At 70.6% G+C, this 19,483-nt stretch carries 16 protein-coding genes; 8 read left to right on the plus strand and 8 right to left on the minus strand.

Going from position 1 to position 19,483, the window contains the following annotated elements:
- Positions 1–6 precede the first annotated feature (6 nt).
- Together GVN67_RS01975 and GVN67_RS01980 are read right to left on the minus strand one after the other, a co-directional pair.
- Positions 7–1,008, minus strand: a complete 1,002-nt coding sequence (locus tag GVN67_RS01975) for an alpha/beta fold hydrolase (RefSeq protein WP_159992589.1) — start codon at positions 1,006–1,008, stop codon at positions 7–9.
- Positions 1,005–2,525: a M81 family metallopeptidase gene (locus GVN67_RS01980; RefSeq protein WP_159992590.1), complete on the minus strand. Its 1,521-nt coding sequence runs from the start codon at positions 2,523–2,525 to the stop codon at positions 1,005–1,007. Before GVN67_RS01980 ends, GVN67_RS01975 begins: the two co-directional genes overlap by 4 nt.
- A gap of 96 nt (positions 2,526–2,621) precedes the next feature.
- On the opposite strand from GVN67_RS01980, the gene GVN67_RS01985 reads away from it, so the two are divergent.
- The 4 genes from GVN67_RS01985 (at position 2,622) to GVN67_RS01995 (ending at position 5,346) form a co-directional block, all read left to right on the plus strand.
- Positions 2,622–3,059: a YqaA family protein gene (locus GVN67_RS01985; RefSeq protein WP_159992591.1), complete on the plus strand. Its 438-nt coding sequence runs from the start codon at positions 2,622–2,624 to the stop codon at positions 3,057–3,059.
- 194 nt (positions 3,060–3,253) lie between these two features.
- Positions 3,254–4,336, plus strand: coding sequence for a helix-turn-helix transcriptional regulator (locus GVN67_RS01990; RefSeq protein WP_159992592.1), 1,083 nt, complete (start codon positions 3,254–3,256; stop codon positions 4,334–4,336).
- Positions 4,337–4,576: 240 nt separating this feature from the next.
- On the plus strand, positions 4,577–4,666 hold the full coding sequence (locus GVN67_RS29865; RefSeq protein ID WP_235034900.1) for a DUF4820 domain-containing protein: 90 nt from the start codon (positions 4,577–4,579) through the stop codon (positions 4,664–4,666).
- On the plus strand, positions 4,663–5,346 hold the full coding sequence (locus GVN67_RS01995; RefSeq protein ID WP_159992593.1) for a LysE family translocator: 684 nt from the start codon (positions 4,663–4,665) through the stop codon (positions 5,344–5,346). The genes GVN67_RS29865 and GVN67_RS01995 overlap by 4 nt, the downstream gene beginning before the upstream one ends.
- On the opposite strand, the gene GVN67_RS02000 is transcribed toward GVN67_RS01995, so the two are convergent.
- From GVN67_RS02000 to GVN67_RS02020, 5 genes are all read right to left on the minus strand, one after another.
- The gene (locus tag GVN67_RS02000) at positions 5,343–6,623 is read right to left on the minus strand and encodes an ArgE/DapE family deacylase (RefSeq protein WP_159992594.1); all 1,281 of its coding nucleotides are present in this window, start codon (positions 6,621–6,623) and stop codon (positions 5,343–5,345) included. The two genes, GVN67_RS01995 and GVN67_RS02000, sit on opposite strands and share 4 nt — an antisense overlap.
- Positions 6,624–6,811: 188 nt before the next feature.
- Positions 6,812–7,528 (minus strand): ribonuclease activity regulator RraA, encoded by a 717-nt coding sequence (locus GVN67_RS02005; protein WP_159992595.1) that lies wholly within the window; start codon positions 7,526–7,528, stop codon positions 6,812–6,814.
- A 28-nt stretch (positions 7,529–7,556) separates the two neighbouring features.
- Positions 7,557–9,305, minus strand: a complete 1,749-nt coding sequence (gene araD, locus GVN67_RS02010) for an L-arabinonate dehydratase (protein WP_159992596.1) — start codon at positions 9,303–9,305, stop codon at positions 7,557–7,559.
- Between the two features lie 26 nt (positions 9,306–9,331).
- Complete coding sequence (locus GVN67_RS02015; protein WP_159992597.1) at positions 9,332–10,909, minus strand: aldehyde dehydrogenase (NADP(+)); 1,578 nt, start codon at positions 10,907–10,909, stop codon at positions 9,332–9,334.
- A gap of 113 nt (positions 10,910–11,022) precedes the next feature.
- Positions 11,023–12,006: a tripartite tricarboxylate transporter substrate binding protein gene (locus GVN67_RS02020; RefSeq protein WP_159992598.1), complete on the minus strand. Its 984-nt coding sequence runs from the start codon at positions 12,004–12,006 to the stop codon at positions 11,023–11,025.
- Between the two features lie 156 nt (positions 12,007–12,162).
- Between GVN67_RS02020 and GVN67_RS02025 the strand changes: the two genes are divergently transcribed.
- Both GVN67_RS02025 and ggt read left to right on the plus strand, forming a co-directional pair.
- Positions 12,163–12,903 carry a GntR family transcriptional regulator gene (locus GVN67_RS02025; protein WP_159992599.1) on the plus strand — a complete coding sequence of 247 codons (741 nt, stop codon included), beginning with the start codon at positions 12,163–12,165 and terminating at the stop codon, positions 12,901–12,903.
- Between the two features lie 125 nt (positions 12,904–13,028).
- The gene (gene ggt, locus GVN67_RS02030) at positions 13,029–14,657 is read left to right on the plus strand and encodes a gamma-glutamyltransferase (protein ID WP_235034901.1); all 1,629 of its coding nucleotides are present in this window, start codon (positions 13,029–13,031) and stop codon (positions 14,655–14,657) included.
- A gap of 52 nt (positions 14,658–14,709) precedes the next feature.
- On the opposite strand, the gene GVN67_RS02035 is transcribed toward ggt, so the two are convergent.
- Complete coding sequence (locus GVN67_RS02035) at positions 14,710–15,540, minus strand: IclR family transcriptional regulator (protein ID WP_159992600.1); 831 nt, start codon at positions 15,538–15,540, stop codon at positions 14,710–14,712.
- A gap of 165 nt (positions 15,541–15,705) precedes the next feature.
- Between GVN67_RS02035 and GVN67_RS02040 the strand changes: the two genes are divergently transcribed.
- A complete protein-coding gene (locus GVN67_RS02040) occupies positions 15,706–17,778 on the plus strand; it encodes a hydantoinase/oxoprolinase family protein (RefSeq protein ID WP_159992601.1) in 2,073 nt (690 codons plus the stop codon).
- On the plus strand, positions 17,775–19,421 hold the full coding sequence (locus tag GVN67_RS02045; protein WP_159992602.1) for a hydantoinase B/oxoprolinase family protein: 1,647 nt from the start codon (positions 17,775–17,777) through the stop codon (positions 19,419–19,421). Before GVN67_RS02040 ends, GVN67_RS02045 begins: the two co-directional genes overlap by 4 nt.
- Positions 19,422–19,483 lie beyond the last annotated feature (62 nt).

Below are 19,483 nucleotides of genomic sequence, written 5' to 3' on the forward strand. Positions count from 1 at the left end.
CCTTGCTCACTCCAGCCAGCTTTGCACCGCGGCCTTGATGAAGTCGATATCCTGCGGGTTGCCGATCGGATTGCCCGCCCGGTGCCCCCAGATGCTGGGGATGGGCGTCAGCTCCGCCTGTCGCAGGAAGGGCAGTTCCGCCTCGTTGTCGCCCGTGCGGAAATAGAGGTCAGTGCCACCCGGCATCAGCAGTACCTTCGCCTTGATGCTGCGCAGCGCCTTCTCCAGGTCGCCGCCATAGAGCGGGTTGTCGCTGATATCGCCGGCGTTCCAGCAGCGGAGCTGGGCGTAGAGGTTGCCGGCGTCGCGGGCCAGGTAGCGGTCTTCCCAGCCGGTCAGGAAGCTTTCCAGGTCCGGCGCGCCGGAGGTCGAGAGATGCAGCCCGGCGCGGTAGAAATCCTGGCTGAGGGCCCAGCCGGCATAGATGCGGCCGAAGGCGCGCAGCGCGGCGGTGGGCTGGGCGGAGAAGCGGCCGTCGCCGGCATGCTCGGGCGCGGCCTGCAGCACCGCCAGCAGGGAACGGAGAAAGACCTGGTTGTGGATGGCGGTGCGGGCGCTGCCGCAATTGACCACCACGGCGCCGACGGCGTCGGGGAAGCAGGCGGCCCAGTGATAGGCCTGCTGGGCGCCCATGGACCAGCCATAGACGGCGTGCAGCCGCTCCACGCCGAGGAGCTCGGCGATCAGCCGGCGCTGGGCATGGACATTGTCCCAGGCGGTGACCAGCGAGGGATAATCCGGCGTGTTGGACGGGCTGGAGGACAGGCCGTTGCCGAACATGTCGACCTGCAGGATGCAGTGCCGCGTCGGGTCGAGGATGCCGTCCGGCCCGATCAGCCATTCCAGCTCCTGGTGCTGGGCGCCGTAGCTGGTGGGGTAGAGGACCAGGTTGTCGCGCGCCGCGTTCAGCGTGCCGTGGCGCTTCCAGCCGAGCGCGGCGGCAGCGATGGTGCCGCCGTGCAGGACAGGAAGATCGCCCAGGGCGAAACGGCCGGTTTCGGTGGTCATGCGGCGCCTCCGGTGGTGCTGGCGGGGTCGCCGGCGCGCAGGCGGACCCCGGCGCGCAGATGGCGGAAGGGCAGGGTCGCGGGGTCGGCGATGACCGGGCCGGGGGCGGCGGCGATGATGATGCGCTCGGCGATCGGGGTGTAGTCGGCGCGGAAATGCACCGAGGATTTCAGCGCGACGATGGTGCAGCCGGCAGGGTCCACGCCCAGATGGCGCAGGATCGACTGGTCATAGGCCTGGGTCTTGCGGCTGGCGACCATGACGCGGATGCCGGGGGCGAAGTCGAGCAGGGCGCAGGGGCCGAGGCGGGCGCGGTTGCCCTGCCCCATCGGCCCGGTCAGGGTGAAGTCGCCATCGCCCAGCGCCACGACGCGGGCGCGGCCGCGGAAGGGCACGCCGTCCGACTTGCCGCCGAGCGCCAGGTCGAGCTCCGCCCCCTGCCCGGCCGCATGCGCGGCGGCGGCCGATTCCGCGTCGTTGATCAGGCAGAGCACGGCGCCGCGCGCGCCTTGCGCCACCAGCTCGGCCAGCAGGCCGGTGGTGTCGGCATGGCCGCCGCCGCCGGGATTGTCCTGGGTGTCGGCGATGATCACCGGGCGGCGGGCGCCCATGGCCGAGTGCAGCGCCAGCGCGACGGCGTCACGCACCGGGATGGCGTCCGGGCGGAATTCGGATTCGCGCGCGGCCAGCAGGGCGAGCAGCGCGTCGGCGGCGGCATCCGCCTGGGCCTGGGTCTCGGCATGGCAGGACAGCGCCACGCCGCAATCGGCGAAATCGGCATAGGGGAAGCCGAAGCAGAAGCCGAGCTCGGCGACGCCGTGCTCGAGCGCGATGGCAGCGCGCGCGGCCATGATGCCCTGCATCGGCTCGGCCATGCTGCATTGCGCGCTGAGGCCCATCCAGTAGTCGAGCTGGCGAAACGCTTTCTTCCAGGGCTTGCCGCGGGCGATGCGCGCCAGGAGAAGCTCCGCCGCCAGCGCCCCGGTCTCGCGCTTGTCGACATGCGGATAGGTGCGGTAGGGCACGACCACGTCGCTGGCCTCGACCATCGCCGCCGTCAGATTGGCATGCGGGTCCAGGCTGATGGCGACGGGCACATCCGGCCCCAGGATGCGGCGCAGGCGGACCAGCAGCTCGCCCTCGACATCGGGGATGCTGTCGGCCAGCGCCGCCCCGTGCAGGTCGAGATAGACGCCGTCCAGCGGCGCCTCCAGCAGCGCGTCGGAGATGTCGGCCAGCAGCATCGCGGCGATGCGCTCGAAGGCGCTGTCCTGGATCGGGCCGGCCGGCATGCCGAGGCACCAGAGCAGCGGCACCTGCGCCACCCCGGCCGCGGCCAGCACCGGCATGGCGCCGGCCAGCGCCGTCTGGGTGCCGTCGAGGGCCGCCGGCATGGCCGCCCCCCGGGTCAGCGGCGGGAAGCCGCCCGGGCGCTGGAAATCGGCGAAGACGGTCGGCTGCGGCGCGAAGGAATGCGTCTCGTGCTGGAAGCCACCGATGGCGATGCGAAGCGGCATGCTGTTCTCTCAGGCTGCAGGGCTTCCATTGAGCAGATCGGTGCCGCCGGGTCGAGGGGGGTAGCGCGCGGTTTGATCGCCGCTATGGTGCCCGCCATGCAGGAGCTCGCGGCCTATTCCGGATTGTTCGCCGCGGCCCTGCTGGCCGCCACCATCCTGCCGATGCAGTCGGAGGCGGCCCTCGTCGGGCTGCTGCTGACCGAGCGCTTCTCCGTGGCGCTGCTGCTGCTGGTCGCGACCGCGGGCAATGTGCTGGGCTCGGTGGTGAACTGGTGGCTCGGCCGGCAGATGGTCCGCTTCCAGGACCGCCGCTGGTTTCCGGCCAGCCCCGCGGCGCTGGCCCGCGCCCAGCGCTGGTACCGGAAGTTCGGCCGCTGGTCGCTGCTGCTCAGCTGGCTGCCGGTGGTGGGCGACCCGCTGACCCTGGTGGCGGGGACGCTGCGCGAGCGGCTGCTGCCCTTCCTGGCGCTGGTGACGCTGGCCAAGGCCGGGCGCTACCTGGCGCTGGCCTGGATCACCCTCGGCTGGAGCTGAGTTGCGCCGCGCGCAAATCCGCGCGCATCCGAGGCTTCGCCGCTGGTCTTGCCAAGGGACCAATGCAAGTCTTGGAATCTACGCTGTCATATGAAGCGAAAAATCATTCCCCTTGCCGATCTTGTGTTCTCCGGTCCCGCTGACGCCCGGGGCAGGCATGCTAAGCAGCGCGCTTCTGGAGGGGCGCCCTGGCCATGTCCGAGATCGACGCGCTGGTGGACCGGATCTACGAGGCCGCCCTGCTGCCCGAACGCTGGGAGCCGACGCTGGAGGCGCTGCGCGAGCGCTCGGATTCCGCCAGCGCCGCGCTGCTGCTGATGCGGCTCGACCAGCCGCCACGGCATCGCGGCACGGCGCTGGTGCAGCCGGCGCTGCGGCAATTCTGCGAAAGCGATGCCTGGCGCAGCAATCTGCGCGTCTCCCGCCTGGCGGCGCGCGGCGATCCCGGCTTCCTGCTGGCCGATGACTGCCTGTCGGAGCGCGAGAAGGACGGCGACTGGGTCGAGCAGACGCTGAAGCGCCTGGGCCTCGGCTTCCAGGTCGGCATGATGATCCCGATGCCGACCGGCGAATTCGTCACCTTCACCCTGGAGCGCTGGCGCCAGGCCGGGCCGCACCCGCCGCCGATGCGCCGGCTGATCGACGCGCTGCGGCCGCATCTGGCGCGTGCCGGGCTGATGGCGGCGCGGCTCGGGCTGGAACGCGCCCAGGCCGCGGTGGAGACGCTGCAGACGCTGGGCCTGCCGGCCGCCGTCGTCGCCCCCGGCGAGCGGCTGGTCGCCGCCAATGCCGGCTTCCTGCAGAGCACGGCGATCCTGGCGCTGGCGCGCGACCGCATCGCGCTGCAGGGCAGCGCGGCGGATGCCGAGTTCCGCCGCATCCTGGCGGCGACGCTGTCGGCGGGGGGCGTCGCCTCCCGCTCGCTGCCGCTGCGCGACCGCGAGGGGCTGGCCAGCGTGGTCCACCTGCTGCCGCTGCGCGGCGCGGCGCGCGACCTGTTCACCGGCGCCCGGCTGCTGCTGGTGATCACCGGCATCGGCCCGCTGCGGGCGCCGGACGGGGCGCTGCTGACCAGCCTGTTCGACCTGACCCCGGCCGAGATCCGGCTGGTGCGCGGCCTGGTCGCCGGCCACACGCTGAAGACCATCGCCGAGCAGGGGCCGGTGGCGCTGTCGACGCTGCGCACCCAGCTGGTCTCGGTGTTCCGCAAGACCAGCACGGCGCGGCAGTCGGAGCTGCTGGCGCTGATTGCCTCGCTCTCGGTGATGCAGCGTTGATCACGCCAATGTGCGTGAATAAATCGGCCGCTATCCTGGTCCGCGACTTCGCTGTCCTGCACTGGAATCGATCAAAATACGGGTAGAAATATCGCCGCCGCGCCGGCTCACGATCCTTCGATGACGCGCTCCACCAAATGAAGGATGCCGCGCCGCCGCGCCGCCGCCACGAATGCCGTCGGCCAGGCGCGCCGGGGGTGGATTCCGGCGAGAAGCAGCGTGGCCCGCTGGAAGGATGCCATGCCGCTGCCTGCCGCCCCGTTCCTGTTCCTGCTGCTGACGCTCGCACCCCGCCGGGTCATCCGCGCCTGGCTCGATCCCGGCCGATGATCGAGGGCACGGGCCCCGGGGCCGAGCTGCTGCGCGGCGCCATGCTGGGCATCGCCGTCGCGGCGCCGATCGGGCCGACCGCGCTGCTCTGCATCCAGCGCACCCTGGCGGGCGGGCCGCGCGCCGGCATGGCCGCCGGCTTCGGCGCCGCCACGGTGCACACCCTCTACGCCGCCATCGCCGCCATCGGGCTGATCGCCCTGGCGCAGGTGGACACGCCGCTGGGCCGCGTGCTGCAGCTGGCCAGCGCCGCCTTCCTGCTGCGGCTGGCCTGGAAGGCGATGACCTCGCGCCCGCAGCTGGCGGCGACCGGGCACGCGACGCGGCCCTGGCGCGCCTATGGCATGGGGCTGGCCTGGACGCTGTCGAACCCGCTGACGCTGATCAGCTTCGCAGCACTCTCGCCGGCGATCCTGGGGCAAGGGCTGCGGCCGTGGCAGGACCTGCCGCTGCTGGCGGCCGGCGTCGCGCTGGGCTCCTGCCTGTGGTGGACGCTGCTGGCCGGCGTGGTCGGCTGCCTGCGCAGCCGGCTGAGCGCCGGCAAGCTGCGGCTGGCCAACATGGCCACCGGCGCGGCGCTGGCCGGCTTCGGCCTGGCGGTGCTGGCCAATGCCGCGGGGATCTCCCTGCATCTGCCCGCCACGGCGGCGGTGGCCGCCGTGGCGGTCGCGGCGCCTTAGGCTTCTTCCACCCCGCACCAGCCGGCGATGAAGGCGGCGATGGCGCGCGTGGTGTCGCGGATCGAGGCGATCTCGACCCGCTCGTTGAAGCCGTGGATCTGCTCGGCGCGCGGGCCGTAGCAGAAGGCCGGGATGCCGTAGAAGCGCGTGTAGAACCGGGCATCGTTCAGCCCGGTGCCGGCGCGGCTGGCCAGCGGCGCGTCGGTCACCGTGGCATGCGCGGCGCGCAGCAGGTCGACCGGCGCCTCGGCATTCTCCAGCACGTAGCCGTGGCTGAGATAGCCGGACCAGACCAGCTCCGGCGGGTTGTTGGCCAGGAAAGGATCCTTCTGCGCGGCGGCGCGGACGCAGGCCTCGATCTCGCGCTGGCAGGTGGCGACGTCCCAGCCCGGCAGGATGGCGATGCGGCAGTCGAGGTCGCACCAGGCCGGCACGCTCGACGCCCAGTCGCCGCCACGGATGATGCCGGGGTTGAAGTTGATCGGGCGCGGGATGCTGGCGTAGTGCGGGTCGGATTCCGCGCGCCTGTTCCACTCCGCCTCGAGGCCCTCGAGCCCGCCGATCAGCCGGTACGCGGCCTTGATGGCGTTCGACCCGGTGCCGGCATAGGCGACATGCACGGGGATGCCGCGCACCTTCAGGCGGAACCAGAGCACGCCCACGCAGACATCGGTGATGGTGCCGGCGCTGGGCTCGGGCAGCAGGGCGCAATCGGCGCGGTAGCCGCGCTGCAGGGTGGAGAGGGCGCCGACGCCGGTGCTCTCCTCCTCGATCACCGACTGGAAATGCAGCCGCCCCTTCAGCTTCAGCCCCGCCGCATGCAGCGCGTCGACGGCGTAGAGCGCCGCGATGGTGCCGGACTTCATGTCGCCGGCGCCGCGGCCATACATCCAGCCGTCGCGGATGACGGGGGCGAAGGGCGCGCTGTCCCACATCTCGATGGGGCCGGCGGGGACGACGTCGCAATGGCCCTGCAGGATCAGCGAGCGGCCGGTCTCCTGCGCCGGGCGCAGCGTGCCGACGACGGTGCGGGCCTTGGAGAAGTCATGCTCGATGACGCCGCAATCGGGCAGCGGCTTGAGGTCCTCCATGTCGATCTGCCAGTCGTCGACGGTGTAGCCGCGGGCGCGCAGCAGATCGGCCATCATGTCCTGCGCCGGGCCCTCGGCGCCGCGGGTCGAGGGGATGGCGGAAAAGCGCATGGTGGTGTCGATCTGCGCGTCGAAATTCCGGTCCACCGCAGCGGCGATGCGGGCGGCGAGGGCGGGGTCGATCATGCGGCAAGCCTCCAGGGGATCGAGGAGCCTTGCAGAGTTTTCGCCAGATGATCAGAGGGGGTTTGCCAAGCGCGACGCAGGCGGCTGAAAACAAACCGCTTCCGCCGCGGGGTCGCGGCGGAAGCGGGGTCTGCCGCGAGTCGCGGCATCGCTCTGCGATTCCCGGCGCCGCGGCGCCGGGGGCAGGATCAGCGGTTGTTGGCCTTCCGCCATTCGGCGAAGACCGCCAGGTTGCTCTCGTCGGTCGGCGGATAGAGGCCGGCGATGCTCTGGCCGCCGCGCACCTTCTCGGTGACGAAATCCTCGAAGGCGGTCATCTCGGTGGCTTCCTCGGCGATCTCCTCCGCCAGATGCGCCGGGATGATGATGACGCCATCGGCATCGCCCACCACCACGTCGCCCGGGAAGACCGGCGCGTCACCGCAGCCGATCGGCACGTTGATGTCGATCGCCTGGTGCAGCGTCAGGTTGGTCGGCGCCGAGGGGCGGCTGTGATAGGCGGGCATGTCCAGCGTCGCGATCTCGGAGGAATCGCGGAAGCCGCCATCGGTGACCACGCCGGCGACGCCGCGCTGCTGCAGCCGGGTCACCAGGATGCCGCCGGCCGAGGCGGCGCGGGCGTCCTTGCGGCTGTCCATCACCAGCACGGCGCCGGGCGGGCAGGCCTCGACCGCCTTGCGCTGCGGGTGGTTGGGGTCGCGGAACACGGCCAGGGTATTGAGGTCCTCGCGCGCCGGCATGTAGCGGAGCGTGAAGGCCTCGCCGACCATGCTCTCGGCGCGCTCGCGCAGCGGGCGGACGCCCTGCACCATCTGGTTGCGGAAGCCGCGCTTGAACAGCGCGGTGGCGAGCGTCGCGGTGCTGACCAGCTTCAGCTTGTCGCGGGTCTCGGGGCTCAGGGCCATGGGTTCTTCTTCTCGTCTCGTCGCGGGATCAGTAGATGACGGGCTCGGACACCGGCGCGCCGAAATCGGTGCGCAGGAAGTCGAAGTCGCAGCCTTCGTCGGCCTGCTGGATATGCTTGGTGAAGACCCAGCCATAGCCGCGCTCGAAGCGCGCCGGCGGCGGCACCCAGGCGGCGCGGCGGGCCTCCAGCTCTTCCTCGGAGACGCGCATGTTGATGGTCCGCGCATCGACATCGACATCGATGATGTCGCCGGTCTTCAGCAGCGCCAGCGGCCCGCCGATATAGCTCTCGGGCGCCACATGCAGCACGCAGGCGCCGTAGCTGGTGCCGGACATGCGCGCATCCGACAGGCGCAGCATGTCGCGATGGCCTTCCTTCAGCAGCTTCTTCGGCATCGGCAGCATGCCCCATTCCGGCATGCCCGGCCCGCCCTGCGGCCCGGCATTGCGCAGCACCAGGACATGGTCGGCGGTGACGTCGAGAGTCTCGTCGTCGACCGCCTTCTTCATCGAGGGATAGTCGTCGAAGACCAGCGCCGGGCCGGAATGCTTGAGGAACTTCTGGTCCATGGCGGCGGGCTTGATGACGCAGCCGCTCGGCGCCAGGTTGCCGGTCAGCACCGCCAGCGACCCTTCGCCATAGATCGCCTTGTCCAGCGGCCGGATGACGTCGTCGTTGTAGACCTTGGCGTCGGCGATGTTTTCGCCGAGCGTCTGGCCGGTGACGGTGATGCAGCTGAGATCCAGATGCTCGTGGATCACGCCCATCAGCGCCTTGATGCCGCCGGCGTAGAAAAAATCCTCCATCAGATAGGTGCTGCCCGAGGGGCGCACATTGCCGATGACGGGAACCTTGCGGCTGTAGCGCTCGAAATCCTTCAGGCCGATATCCTGGCCGGCGCGGCGCGCCATGGCGATCAGGTGGATGATCGCATTGGTCGAGCAGCCCATGGCCATGGCGACAGCAATGGCGTTCTCGAAGGCGGCATGGCTCTGGATGCGGGCCGGCGTCAGGTCTTCCCAGACCATCTCCACCACGCGCCGGCCGCTCTCGGAGCACAGGCGGATATGGTTGGCGTCGGCGGCGGGGATCGAGGAGCCGCCGGGCAGGATCATGCCCACGGCTTCCGCGATCGCCGTCATGGTGCTGGCGGTGCCCATGGTCATGCAGGTGCCGTGGCTGCGGGCGATGCCCTTCTCGACGCCCAGCCAGTCCTTGTCGGTGATCTTGCCGGCGCGCAGCTCATCCCAGTATTTCCAGGAATCCGAGCCGGAGCCGAGCACCTTGCCGCCCCAGTTGCCGCGCAGCATCGGCCCGGCCGGCACGAAGATCGCCGGGATGTTCATGCTGGTGGCGCCCAGCAGCAGGCCCGGCGTGGTCTTGTCGCAGCCGCCCATCAGCACGGCGCCGTCGACCGGGTGGCTGCGCAGCAGCTCCTCCGTCTCCATCGCCAGCATGTTGCGGTACATCATGGTGGTCGGCTTGACGAAGCTTTCCGAGACCGAGATCGCCGGCAGCTCCACCGGGAAGCCGCCGGCCATCAGGATGCCGCGCTTCACATCCTCCACCCGCTGCTTGAAGTGGGTGTGGCAGGGGTTCAGGTCGGACCAGGTGTTGATGATGGCGATGACCGGCTTGCCGGTCCATTCCTCGGGCGAGTAGCCCATCTGCATGGCGCGCGAGCGATGGCCGAAGGAGCGCAGGTCGGCGGGGCCGAACCAGCGGGCGGAGCGCAGCTCTTCCGCCGTCTTGCGGGGCGGGGGAACATAGGACATGGGCAGGGTCCTTGGGTCTTGGAGGCTCAGTGCCGGCCCAGCGCGCCGTCGAGGCGGCGCCAGAGGCCGAGGGGATTGCCGTCGCGCAGCGCCTCGGGCAGCAGGGCCGCGGGCAGGTCCTGGTAGCAGACGGGGCGCAGGAAGCGGCTGATGGCCAGCGTGCCGACCGAGGTGCTGCGGCCGTCCGAGGTCGCCGGGAACGGCCCGCCATGCACCATGGCGTGGCAGACCTCGACGCCGGTGGGCCAGCCATTGGCCAGGATGCGGCCGGCGCGGCGCTCGAGCGTCGGCAGCAGGGCGCGGGCGGCCTCGGTGTCGGCGTCGACCAGGTGCAGGGTCGCGGTCAGCTGGCCTTCGAGCTTCTCGGCCAGCGCCTTCATCTCGGCCAGATCCTTGCAGCGCAGGACGAGGCTGCTGGAGCCGAAGACTTCTTCCTGCAGGTGCGGATCGGCCAGGAAATCGGCGGCGCTGGCGCTGAACAGCGCGGCGCTGCCGGTGCAGGCCTTGGCCGGCTGGCCCTCGGCCAGCTTGGTCACGCGGCTGCTGCCGGCCAGCTGGGCGGTGCCGCGCTCATAGGCCTGCAGGATGCCCGGCGTCAGCATGACCTGCGGCGCCGCGGCGGCGACCGCCTCGGAGGCGGCGGCGAGGAAACGTTCCAGCGCGGGCCCTTCGACGGCCAGCACCAGGCCCGGGTTCGTGCAGAACTGGCCGGCACCCATGGTGAGCGAGCCGACGAAGGCCTTGCCCAGCGCCTCGGCCTTTTCCTCCAGCGCCGCCGGCATCAGGAAGACCGGGTTGATGCTGGACATCTCGGCATAGACGGGGATGGGCTCGGCGCGCTCGGCCGCGGTCTTCATCAGCGCTGTGCCGCCGGCGCGGGACCCGGTGAAGCCCACCGCCTTGATGCGCGGATCGGCGACCAGCCCCTGCCCCACCACGGCGCCCGAGCCGAAGAGCAGCGAGAAAACACCCTCGGGCAGGCCGCATTTGGCGACGGCGGATTGCAGCGCGCGGCCGACCAGTTCCGAGGTGCCGGGATGGGCCGAATGCGCCTTGACGATCACCGGGCAGCCGGCGGCCAGCGCCGCGGCCGTGTCGCCGCCGGCCACCGAGAAGGCCAGCGGGAAATTCGAGGCGCCGAAGACCGCGACCGGCCCCAGCGGGATCTGCCGCAGCCGCAGGTCGGCGCGCGGCAGCGGCTGGCGCTGCGGCAGGGCCGGGTCGATGCGGGCCTCCAGCCAGGAGCCCTCGCGCAGCATCGCCGCGAAGAGGCGCAGCTGGCCGACGGTGCGGCCGCGCTCGCCCTCGATGCGGCCGCGCGGCAGGCCGCTCTCGGCGCAGGCGCGCTCCACGAGCTCGTCGCCGATGGCGAGGATCGCCTCGGCGCAGGCCTCGAGGAAGCCCGCGCGGGTCTCGAGGCTGGTCTCGCGATAGGTGTCGAAGGCCGCCCAGGCGAGGGCGCAGGCGCGCTCGACATCGGCCGCCGCGCCGCCGCCGAAGCCGGGCTCCAGCTTCTGGCCGGTGGCCGCCTCGACGGCATGGATGGGGCGGTCGCCGCCGCGAAGCGACGTGGCGCCGATCAGCATTTCGCCGGTGATGGTCATGTTTTCTCGTCCGTTCCTGGCGACGCCAGTCTGCCCACTCGTCAGAGGTCGTACAACCTCCCCTCATCGAACGGCCGGGGTCGCCCCCTCGAGGGCGACCCCGGCCGACAGAATCACTCGATGCGGATCTGGGCCTTGCGCGCCACCTCGCCCCAGCGCGTCGTCTCGGCGGCGACGAAGGTCCGGAAGTCGTCGGGGGTGCTGCCGATGGCGGTGATGCCGAGCTCGCTCAGCCGGGACGCCACCTGCGGGCCCTTCAGCGCCGCGACGGCCTCCTGGTGCAGCCGGGCGATGATCGCCGGCGGCACCGCGGCGGGGGCGAAGAAGCCGTGCCAGGACAGGCTCTCGAAGCCCGGCACGCTGTCGGCGATGGCGGCGATCTCGGGGGCCGCGGCGTTGCGCTCGGTCGAGGTGACGCCGAGGATGCGCAGCTTGCCCTCCTTGTGGAAGGGCAGAACAGAAGAAAGATTGTCGAAGGCCATCGGCACCTCGCCGGTCAGCAGCGCCGTGGTCACCTGGCCGCTGCCGCGATACGGCACGTGCTCGATCGTGGTGCCGGTCATCTGGGCGAAGAGCGAGCCGGCCAGATGCACCGAGGTGCCGACGCCGGAGGTGGCGAAGGCCACCTCGCCGGGCTTCGACTTCAGATAGGCGATCAGCTCCGGGATGGTCTTGGCGGGGAAGTTGTTGGTCACCGCCAGGGCATTGGGCTGCGCCGCCAGCTGGGTGATCGGCGCGAAGTCGCGCTGCACGTTGTAGGGCAGCACCGGATAGATCGACGGGTTGATGGCGTGGCTGCTGATGGTGCCCAGGCAGAAGGTGTAGCCGTCGGGGGTGGCGCGGGCGCAGGCCTCGCTGCCGATATTGCCGCCGGCGCCGGCGCGGTTCTCCACCACCACCGGCTGGCCCAGCGCGCGGCTCATGCCCTGGCCGACCAGGCGGGCGATGGTGTCGGAGGTGCCGGCGGAGAAGGGCACGATCAGCCGGATCGGCTGGTTGGGGTAGGTGGCCTGGGCGGCGGCGCCCCTGGGCAGCAGGGCAGAGAGGCCGGAACCGGCGAGCAGCGCGGCGGCGCCACGGCGGGAGAGGCGAAGCATGCGATGGCTTCCTCGATGGTGCCCCTTCGGAGCACAGGCTTTGCTTGGACGTCGGCGGCACAGGGACCGCCTGGCCGCAAAACTGATATATTAGATTTTTCCCGTCAAGCGGCAGCTTTCCGCCGGCGGCCCCCTTTGCTAAGCATCTGAAACACGATGTCAGACGCCGAAGCCCCCTCTGTCCTGGACCTCGACCGCGCCGCCGTTCCGCGGCCGGAAGACGCCCTGCCCAGCTTCGGCCGCCGCCCCTCCGCCGCCGAATTCGCCTACGAGTCGCTGCGCGAGGCGGTGATCTCGCTGGCGCTGCCGCCGGGTGCTGTGCTGTCGCGGGCGGCGCTGGCGGCGCGTTTCGGCGTCAGCCAGACCCCGGTGCGGGAGGCGATCATCCGGCTGCAGGCCGAGGGGCTGGTGGAGGTGGTGCCGCAATCGGCCACCCGTGTCGCCCGCATCGACCTGGCCAGCGCCCGCGAGGCCAGCTTCCTGCGGCTGGCGCTGGAGCTGGAGATCGTCCGCCGCCTGGCCGCCAGCCCGCGCGACGTGGATTTCGAGGCTGGGCTGCTGCAGGAGCTGGCCCGCATGCGCGCGCGGCTGGCGGCCGGCGACGCGCCCGGCTTCTCGGCCGCCGACGAGGCCTTCCACGCCGCGCTCTATGCCGCCGCCGGGGTGCCGCGGCTGCGTGAGCTGGTGCGCAGCCGCAGCGGCCATCTGGACCGGCTGCGCCGCCTGCACCTGCCGAGCCCCGGCAAGGCCGAGGCCGTGATGCGCCAGCACGAGGCTTTGGCCGAGGCGATCCTGGGCGGCGACCCCGAGGCCGCGGCCGCGCAGCTGCAGCAGCATCTGTCGGGGACTTTTTCAGAGGTCCGACGCATCAGCGAGGCGTTTCCGGAGTTTTTCTGAGGCGTCCCGCGCTGCCAAGGCCGCGCGGCAGCACTGACAGAAAGAAGAAGGGGTCCAGGGGAATTCATTCCCCTGGCCTGCCCCTGCCTTGCCCTCGGACTTCTCTTCCCTCTTGATGTCCGCCCATGAGCGGACAGGGGAAGACGATGAACGGCATGGTGGTCGCAGCCCAACCCGAGGCGGCGGAGGCAGGGGTCGAGGTGTTGCGGCGCGGCGGCAATGCGGTGGATGCCGCGATCGCCTGCGCTTTCAGCCAGGGCGTGGTCGATCCGCAGATGTGCGGCATTGCCGGCTTCGGCGCGATGCAGATCTGCCTGCCGCAGCGGGGCGTGCACACGGTGCTGGAGTTCTTCGGCCGGGCGCCTTTAGCCGCCACGCCGGACATGTGGGAAAAGAAGTTCATCGGCCAGTCGCGCGATGGCTTCGTCTTCCTGCTGGACGACCAGAGCAATGATTGCGGCTATGGCGCCATCGGCGCGCCGGGCAATGTCGCGGGCTATTGCGAGGCGCTGTCGCGCTTCGGCACGCTGCCGCTGGCCGAGGTGATGCGGCCGGCGATCGAGCAGGCGCATCGCGGCGTGCTGGTGCGACCCTATATGCATTACTACTGGGCGCTGGACCATCATGGCGATGGCCAGGTCAATGTCGAGGACAAGCTGCGCTTCAGCGAGACCGGGCGGCAGGTCTATTTCCGCCCCGACGGCCGGATGAAGAAGCCCGGCGAGATCCTGCGCAATCCGGAGATGGCGCGCACGCTGGAGCGGCTGGCCGAAGGTGGCGCCGAGAGCTTCTATCGCGGCGAGCTGGCGCTCCAGATGGTGGCCGACCTGGAGCGCGGCGGCAGCCTGCTGCGCGCCGCGGATTTTGCCGAGTACCGCGTGCGCGAGAAGGCGCCGGTCTGGGGCCGCTATCGCGGGCATCGCATCGCCAGCAACCCGCCGCCGGCGGGTGGCGGCTCGCTGCTGGAGCTGCTGCAGATCCTGGAGAATTTCGACCTGGCCAGCCTGCCGCATAACGGGCCGGAGCATCTGCGCATCCTGGCGGAAGCCATGAAGTGGATGACCATCGACCGGGACGCGCATATGGGCGATCCCGACTTCGTCGATGTGCCGCTGGACCGGCTGCTGTCGGCGGATTACGCGGCAGCGCTGGCAGCGCGCATCCGTTCCGGCGAGAAGGCGCATGTGATCCGCGCGGAAGAACCGAAGGACCCGCCCGACACCACGGTGGTCTGCGTCATCGACAAGGACGGAAATGCGGTGTCGCTGACGCATACGCTGGGGATTCCCTCGGGCGTCATCACGCCGGGGATGGGCTTCATGTATAATGGCTGCATGAGCGGCTTCGACCCACGACCGGGGCGGGCGGCGTCGATCGCGCCGGGCAAGAGCCGCGCCAGCGCCCTGGCGCCGACCATGCTGTTCGAGGGCGACCGGCCCAGCCTGGTGCTGGGCGCGCCGGGTGGCACCTATATCGTGCCGGCCATCGCCCAGGCGCTGATGAATGTCGTCGATTTCGGCATGAGCATGGCCGAGGCCGTGGCGGCGCCGCGCATCGTCGCGCTGAGCGACACCATCGATGTCAGCAACCGCATCCCGCATGGCGTCACCGCGGCGCTGGAGGCGATGGGCTATCCGGTCGCGCGGTCCTACCAGAGCCATGCCTTCGGCGCGGCGCATGGGCTGCTGGTGAAGGACGGCGTCATCACCGGCGGCGCCGACCCGCAGCGCGACGGCATGGCATTGGCGGTTTAGTTTGAGCGGGTGATTCACGTCTGCGGCGAAGCGCGCCGCAGACGATCACGCGCTAGCCAAACTCCATCGCCGAGGCGGCGCGGCGCAGCACCGGGTCGAAGGGGCTGACCTGCGCCGCGATCGCCGCCGCCTCGCGCCGCAACAGAACAGCGATGACGGCGCGGCGCTCGGCGGTCAGGCGGTCGGTGGTGGTGCCGACGCTGATCGCCGCCAGCGCCCGCCCCTGGCGGTCCAGCACCGGCACGCCAAGCCCCGCCATGCCCGGGATCAGCCCGGTGGCGCCGCCGGCATGGCCATCGGCGCGGATCTGCAGCAGCTCGGCCCTGAGCGCCGCCTCGTCCTGCCCGACGAACTGCCGCAGCCGCGGCAGGTTGTGGCGGATGATTTCTTCCTGTTCGGCCTCGGGGAGGAAGGCGAGGATCGCGCTGGCGCCTTGTCCGAGTCCCAGGGGCACGCGCCCGCCGATATCGCCGGTGAAGGAGCGGATCGGCAAGGGCCCGGCGCTGCGGTCGATGCAGACGGCGTCGTAGCCGTTGTGGACCAGCAGGAAGAGCGTCTCGCCCAAGGACGCCGTCAGCCGCAACAGCACCGGCCGCGCGATCTCGCGCAGCCCATGCGGCGTGCCGGCGCGCGCGGCGAGCACGAAGAGGTCGAGCCCCAGCGTGTAGCGCTTGCTGCGCGGGTCATGGCCGACCACGCCTTCCTCGACCAGGCTGCGCAGCATGCGGTGCACGCTCGGCCGCGGCAGGCCGGCGGCTTCCGACAGGGCGGTGAGCCGCAGCCCGCCCGGGCCGCTCTCGCCGATCAGCCGCAGCAGGCCGAAAGCGCGCTGCACCGCACCAGCCGTCTCGCTCACCGCGGCGAGCCCGCGCGGATGTTCCATTTTCCGGGCCAAACCGGCGGCATTGAAAGCCTCCACTTCCGCTCAGCGAAATTCTGAACGCATAGCTCTCATTCACAGAAAATGTGGCTTGCGGAGCGGCCCGGTGCAACGAAATAGTAATCGCCATCCACCGCATTCATCCTTCCAAGGGGGAGTTGCTCGGGCATGGCGCGTTGGCGTGTAGGCGTGGATTCGGGCGGCACCTTCACCGATGTCTGCCTCTTCGACGAGGAAGACGGCCGCGTCGAAGTCTGGAAGGTGTCCTCGACGCCGGATGATCCGTCGCGCGGCATCGCCCAGGGTGTCGAGGAAGGTATGCGCCGCGTGGCGCCCGAGGCCGGCGACAAGCCCGGCGCGCCGGTCGCCTATTTCGGCCATGGCACCACGGTCGCCACCAATGCGCTGATCCAGCATCGCGGCGTTCGCACCGGCCTTGTCACCACCGACGGTTTTCGCGACCTGCTGGAGATCGGGCGCCAAAAACGGCCCGACCTCTACGACATGCAGGCCGACAAGCCGCCGACGCTGGTGCCGCGCGACCTGCGCCAGGAAGTGCCGGAGCGCGTGCGCTACACCGGCGAGATCGACACGCCGCTGGACGAGGCGAAGATGCGCGAGGCCGCGCGCGCGCTGAAGGCCGCCGACGTCAAGGCCATCGCCGTCTCCTTCCTCTACGGCTTCATCCGCCCCGAGCATGAGAAGCGCGCGGTGGAGATCCTGCGCGAGGAGCACCCGGACGCCTTCATCTGCGCCGGCCACGAGATCGCGCCCGAATTCCGCGAATATGAGCGGCTGTCGACCGTCGTGCTGAACGCCTATCTCGGCCCCGTCATGCGCCGCTACATCGAGCGCCTGACGCCGCGGCTGCAGGAGCTGGGCATGACGGCGACGCCGCATCTGACGCAGAGCAATGGCGGCGTCATCGGCTTCGCCGCGGCGGCCGACATGCCGGTGCGCACCGTGCTGTCCGGGCCCTCCACCGGCGTCGTCGGCGCCCAGGCGATCGGCACCCTCGCCGGCTTCGAGGAGCTGATCACCTTCGACATGGGCGGCACCTCCACCGATGTCGCGCTGCTGCAGGGCGGCCAGTGCAAGATGACCTCGGAGGCCGTGGTGCATGGCTATCCGATCAAGGCGCCGATGCTCGACATCCACACCGTCGGCGCCGGCGGCGGCTCGATCGCCTATGTCGATGCCGGTGGCCTTCTGAAGGTCGGCCCGCGCAGCTGCGGCGCCGATCCCGGCCCGGTCTGCTACGCCCGCGGCAACGAGGAGCCCGCCACCACCGACGCGAATGTCGTGTTGCAGACGCTGAACCCGGAATATCTTCTGGGCGGCCGCATGGCCGTGCGCCAGGATCTGGCGCGCGAGGCCATTGGCAGGCTGGCCGAAAAACTCGGCCTCGGCGTGATGGAGACGGCGCAGGGAATCCTGTCGGTCGTGACGGCCAATATGGCCCGCGCCATCCGCGTCATCTCCATCCAGCGCGGGCATGATCCGCGCGACTACACGCTGATGGCCTTCGGCGGCGCCGGCCCCCTGCATGCCGCGCGCCTGGCCAAGGAGCTGGAGATGAAGCGCGTGCTGGTGCCGCGCAACCCCGGCATCCTCTGCGCCATGGGCCTGCTGCTGACCGACCTGCGCGCCGATTTCGCCGCGACCAAGCTGCTGCCGGCGACGGAAGCCTCGGTGATCGAGGTTGCCGCCAGCTTCGCCAGCCTCACCGCCCGCGCCGAAGACTGGTTCGACCAGGAGCATATCGCCGCCGCGGCGCGCCGCCTGACGCGCACCGCCGACATGCGCTATGCCGGGCAGAATTACGAGCTGGCCGTGCCGCTGCCCGATGGCCCGGTAACCGCCGAGACCATGCAGGCGCTGGGCGTCGGATTCGCCGAGCTGCACCGCCAGCGCTACGGTTTCGTGGCCGAGGGCGAGCCGGTGCAGCTGGTCACGCTGCGCCTCGAGGCCACCGGCCTGGTGCGCAAGGCCGAGCTGAAATCCTATCCCGATGCCGGCCCCGACGCCGCCAGCGCCATCATCGGCCAGCGCCAGGTCTGGTTCCCCGAGGCGGGCGATTTCGTGGCCACGCCCATCTACAGCCGCGACGGGCTGCTGCCCGGCAACCGCTTCGCCGGCCCCGCCATCGTCGAGCAGATGGACACCACCACCGTGGTGCCGCCGGGGATGAAGGCGCGCGTCGACGCCTATCTCAACCTGATCCTGGAGGTGACGGCATGAGCTCCGCCCTGCAGCCTTCGAGCGCGCCGGTGCTGGACCCGATCACCGTCGAGGTGATCGGCGCCGCCCTCTCCTCCATCGTCGAGGAAACCGGCGAGGCGCTGATCCGCGCCTCCTACTCGACCAACATCAAGGAGCGGCGCGACTGCTCCACCGCTCTGTTCAACGCCGCCGGCAACACCCTCTGCCAGGCCGAGCACATCCCGATCCATCTCGGCAGCTTCATCGGCATCGTGCCGCATATCATGAAGCTGCACGACGTGGCCGAGATGAAGCCGGGCGACGTCTTCGTCGGCAACGACGCCTATGAAGGCGGCGGCACGCATCTGCCCGACATCGTCCTCGCCGAGCCGATCTTCGTCGACGGTGCCATCGCCGCCTGGACGGTGAACCTGGCGCATCATTCCGACTTCGCCGATCGCGGCCATGCGCATATCTACCAGGAAGGCCTGCGCATCCCGCCGGTGCGCCTCTACCGCGCCGGCGTGCTGCAGAAGGATGTGCAGGACCTCATCCTGCTCAACTGCCAGGTGCCGCGCGAGCGCCTCTCCGACCTGCGCGCGCAGATGGCCGCCAACCGCGTCGGCGTGCAGCGCTTCCAGGCGCTCTGCGCGAAATACGGCACCACCACGGTGCTGGCGGCTGGCGAGGCGCTGCTCGACTACGCCGAACGCAAGATGCGCGCGGGCATCGCCGCAATGCCCGACGGCACCTGGCGGTTCGAGGATGTCTTCGACAACCCCGAGATCACCGTCAACCTGCCGCTCGCCGTCGATGTCACCATAAGCGGCGACAGCATGGCGCTGCATTTCGAATCGCCCGACCAGCTGCGCGCCGGTCTGAACATGACCTACACCGCGCTGCTGGCCACGGCCTACTACGTGGTCAAGTCGGTGGTCGACCCGACCATCCTGCCCAATGCCGGCCTGGCGCGCCCGATCACCGTGACCGCCCGCAGCGGCACCGTGCTGAACTGCGCCCACCCCGCCGCCGTCAACGGCCGCGTGCAGACCTGCCAGCGCGTCTCCGACCTGATCCTCGGCGCGCTCGCGCAGGCCGTGCCCGATCGCGTCACCGCCTGCTCCAACTCCACCTGCACGGTCGCCACCTTCATCGGCCAGCGCAAGGACAACGGCGCCATCTGGGTCTATCTCGAGACCATGGGCGGCGGCGGCGGCGCCCGCGCCTCCAAGGACGGGCTCGACGGCGTGCATGTCCACGTCACCAACACCTCCAACCTCCCCGTCGAGGCGCTGGAGCTCGAATACCCGCTGACCCTGCTGCGCTACGAGCTGGTGGAAGAATCCGGCGGCGTCGGCGAGTTCCGCGGCGGCATGGGCCTGCGCCGCGTCTACCGCGCCGACGAGGATTGCCGCGTGCGCGTCGACGTCTCCCGCTTGCGCTCGCAAAGCTGGGGCCTGCTCGGCGGTGGCCCGGGTGGCCACGGCCATGTCGAATGCGGCCCTGGCGTCACCTTCGATCGCGACAACGCGGTGCTGAAGGCGGGACAATGGTTCGCCGTCGTCTCGCCCGGCGCCGGTGGCTATGGGCCGCCGGAGAAGCGTGATCCGAAGGCGATTCAGCGGGATCTCGCCGAAGGCGTCATCGGCGAAGCGACCGCAAAAAACACGTACAAAGCATAGACAAGACTGGGGGAAGGAATTCCCCCAGACCCCCATCTTCTTTTCGACTTACAAGAAAAAAA

Origin of the sequence: Roseomonas sp. 18066 (assembly GCF_902706185.1) — a bacterium.
In the GTDB taxonomy this organism is placed as follows: Bacteria; Pseudomonadota; Alphaproteobacteria; order Acetobacterales; family Acetobacteraceae; genus Pseudoroseomonas.

Coding starts and splice junctions, on each gene's coding strand:
- GVN67_RS01975 (WP_159992589.1), bottom strand. CDS start 1,008: ATGACCACCGAAACCGGCCGTTTCGCCCTGGGCGATCTTCCTGTCCTG.
- GVN67_RS01980 (WP_159992590.1), bottom strand. CDS start 2,525: ATGCCGCTTCGCATCGCCATCGGTGGCTTCCAGCACGAGACGCATTCC.
- GVN67_RS01985 (WP_159992591.1), top strand. CDS start 2,622: ATGCAGGAGCTCGCGGCCTATTCCGGATTGTTCGCCGCGGCCCTGCTG.
- GVN67_RS01990 (WP_159992592.1), top strand. CDS start 3,254: ATGTCCGAGATCGACGCGCTGGTGGACCGGATCTACGAGGCCGCCCTG.
- GVN67_RS29865 (WP_235034900.1), top strand. CDS start 4,577: ATGCCGCTGCCTGCCGCCCCGTTCCTGTTCCTGCTGCTGACGCTCGCA.
- GVN67_RS01995 (WP_159992593.1), top strand. CDS start 4,663: ATGATCGAGGGCACGGGCCCCGGGGCCGAGCTGCTGCGCGGCGCCATG.
- GVN67_RS02000 (WP_159992594.1), bottom strand. CDS start 6,623: ATGATCGACCCCGCCCTCGCCGCCCGCATCGCCGCTGCGGTGGACCGG.
- GVN67_RS02005 (WP_159992595.1), bottom strand. CDS start 7,528: ATGGCCCTGAGCCCCGAGACCCGCGACAAGCTGAAGCTGGTCAGCACC.
- araD (WP_159992596.1), bottom strand. CDS start 9,305: ATGTCCTATGTTCCCCCGCCCCGCAAGACGGCGGAAGAGCTGCGCTCC.
- GVN67_RS02015 (WP_159992597.1), bottom strand. CDS start 10,909: ATGACCATCACCGGCGAAATGCTGATCGGCGCCACGTCGCTTCGCGGC.
- GVN67_RS02020 (WP_159992598.1), bottom strand. CDS start 12,006: ATGCTTCGCCTCTCCCGCCGTGGCGCCGCCGCGCTGCTCGCCGGTTCC.
- GVN67_RS02025 (WP_159992599.1), top strand. CDS start 12,163: ATGTCAGACGCCGAAGCCCCCTCTGTCCTGGACCTCGACCGCGCCGCC.
- ggt (WP_235034901.1), top strand. CDS start 13,029: ATGAGCGGACAGGGGAAGACGATGAACGGCATGGTGGTCGCAGCCCAA.
- GVN67_RS02035 (WP_159992600.1), bottom strand. CDS start 15,540: ATGGAACATCCGCGCGGGCTCGCCGCGGTGAGCGAGACGGCTGGTGCG.
- GVN67_RS02040 (WP_159992601.1), top strand. CDS start 15,706: ATGGCGCGTTGGCGTGTAGGCGTGGATTCGGGCGGCACCTTCACCGAT.
- GVN67_RS02045 (WP_159992602.1), top strand. CDS start 17,775: ATGAGCTCCGCCCTGCAGCCTTCGAGCGCGCCGGTGCTGGACCCGATC.